3 protein-coding genes and 1 pseudogene are annotated in these 1,926 nt (G+C 36.8%); 2 read left to right on the top strand and 2 right to left on the bottom strand.

The genetic code is table 11. From position 1 onward, the window contains the following. The first annotated feature begins 45 nt into the window (after positions 1–45). A complete protein-coding gene (locus tag AC2JBO_RS44760) occupies positions 46–375 on the top strand; it encodes a hypothetical protein (RefSeq protein WP_496960056.1) in 330 nt (109 codons plus the stop codon). A gap of 58 nt (positions 376–433) precedes the next feature. Here AC2JBO_RS44760 and AC2JBO_RS44755 read toward each other — a convergent pair whose 3' ends face one another. Together AC2JBO_RS44755 and AC2JBO_RS44750 are read right to left on the bottom strand one after the other, a co-directional pair. Then, positions 434–817, bottom strand: coding sequence for a type II toxin-antitoxin system death-on-curing family toxin (locus AC2JBO_RS44755; protein WP_496960055.1), 384 nt, complete (start codon positions 815–817; stop codon positions 434–436). A gap of 2 nt (positions 818–819) precedes the next feature. Then, positions 820–1,059 (bottom strand): AbrB/MazE/SpoVT family DNA-binding domain-containing protein, encoded by a 240-nt coding sequence (locus AC2JBO_RS44750; protein WP_496960054.1) that lies wholly within the window; start codon positions 1,057–1,059, stop codon positions 820–822. A 358-nt stretch (positions 1,060–1,417) separates the two neighbouring features. On the opposite strand from AC2JBO_RS44750, the pseudogene AC2JBO_RS44745 reads away from it, so the two are divergent. Beyond that, positions 1,418–1,543, top strand: a pseudogene (locus tag AC2JBO_RS44745) (Uma2 family endonuclease); the annotation flags it as partial. Positions 1,544–1,926 lie beyond the last annotated feature (383 nt).

Below are 1,926 nucleotides of genomic sequence, written 5' to 3'. Positions count from 1 at the left end.
TGAACCTATTCCCAAGCCTTCTACCCTTCAAGCTGCTTAACGGTTTTGTATATCGATTATGATAATATCAAGGCTAGCGTAAAATTATCGACAAACTTTATGACGCGCGACCAAGGTAAGCTTAATATGGCAGGACACAAGAAATTTTCTAACCTAACTCAAAATTTATCTGCTGAAAGAATTGCAAAAATAGCAGAGAAAGAAGCACAATTAAAAGAAGAGATGGCAATACACGAATTGAGTCAAGCATTAAAAATACCTCAAGCTGAACTTGCTTGGTCAGAAGTGATTATGCAACATCAAGGTATAAGTGATAGTATCATTTTTGAGTCCTATCGAGACGAACTATTACCAAACAATGAAATAGAGTTTTAATCATAGGTTAGTGATTCTGCTTTGGCTAAAGTTCATAAGTTATGTGTTACCTACTTATCTACTCGTTTTTAAAAGAAACTTTTTGTAAAAATAATACTTCTACCTCATTACGAGTCATTCGTCCAGATGCTACATCTAAAAATAGAGTTACAATTTCTTCGTTACTCAAGTTTAGCTGTGCCCCATTTGTTTCTAAAAAAGTTTCTGTAATAGCGGCTGCAACTCTTTTGTTGCCATCAACGAATGCATGAGCTTGAGTTATATGATAAGCATATGTAGCTGCACAAATAATTAAGCTTGCTTCCTCGTAAAATAGTCGATTTTGGGGAGCTGCAAGTGCTGATTCCAAAGCACCTTCATCTTGTAATCCTTGACTACCTCCTGTAACAGCTATTAATTGAGCATGAACTGTTATCACGTCAAATTTATCTGGAAAATTCATTTTTAAGATAATTCCCCTTTTGCCAGTTCCTCATATGCTGACTTTCGTTTTTCAAGAATGGACTGAAATGTTTGAAGAAATTGTTCAGAGCGTTTGGTTTCTGTTTCTGGTCTTATAACCAATGTGTTCCCAACTATTTCTAACTTTACTTCGCTACCAGAGTTTAAACCCAAGGCTTTAACTATTTCATCTGGTAGAGAAATAAATGTAGAGTCATCCGAAGTCACAATTTTTTTTAGCATATTTTTTGTTTTATCTGAATCTGTGTAAAATTTCGTCTTACTTATATTTTACCTCTGAATCACATTTTTTTTAAATTTATTCCTTTTTTGAGGCGCCTTGTATATTATGCTGTTTACTTCTTGACTGGTGCCAACTTGTAAAAGGGAATCACGCTCTCTATTACTTTTGTTACGTAGTAAAATTTATACGTTAGTTTTAGTATTTGTGTTCGAGTTGCGCTTGAAAGTGTGAATTATTTATAAAATTTGTATGTTGTAGAGACGCGATTTATCGCGTCTCTACGTGAATATCATTTTTGTATAAATTACATAATATTGCTATAATAACTCTACATATTCAATCTAAAATTAAACTAAAATGGTGACGCTTCAATTACGACAATTAAGTGTACCGCCTGGACACCGGGTAATATTACACGATGTCAATTGGCAGGAATTTGAAGCGATTTTAGAAGAACTTGGCGACCATCGAGCCGCGCGTTTGGGCAGGCGCCTGCTCCCAATGAACACTGATGCTACGATGAATAATCTTCTTGTCTCTGTAACCCCATCGCTGCGACGCAAGCTCAAATCAGCATTTGGGGAGCGGGTAAAAAAAACGCATAGACCGGACATTTTCTCGCTTGTACCAGACAGAACCATTAGCTTGTTTAATGCTTTGCCAAGGTGCCGTATACAGACGTGCTGTTGAGCGTTCTGCTTGGTTATTAATGATTGGAGAGTACCCCCTTGAAGCTCAAGCATTAGCGTTTCAGTCGTTACAGCGTCGGTTTCTTTTAGAAGAGGAATATACTCAGCATAAAGTTTTTTATCGTTTGCACAGCCTCATTCGTCGAGTCGCGCTAGACCATTTACCAAAGCTGGAAG

This window comes from Calothrix sp. CBUCES-K 9914, assembly GCF_059640475.1.
This window is presented reverse-complemented; position numbering and strand designations above follow the sequence as displayed.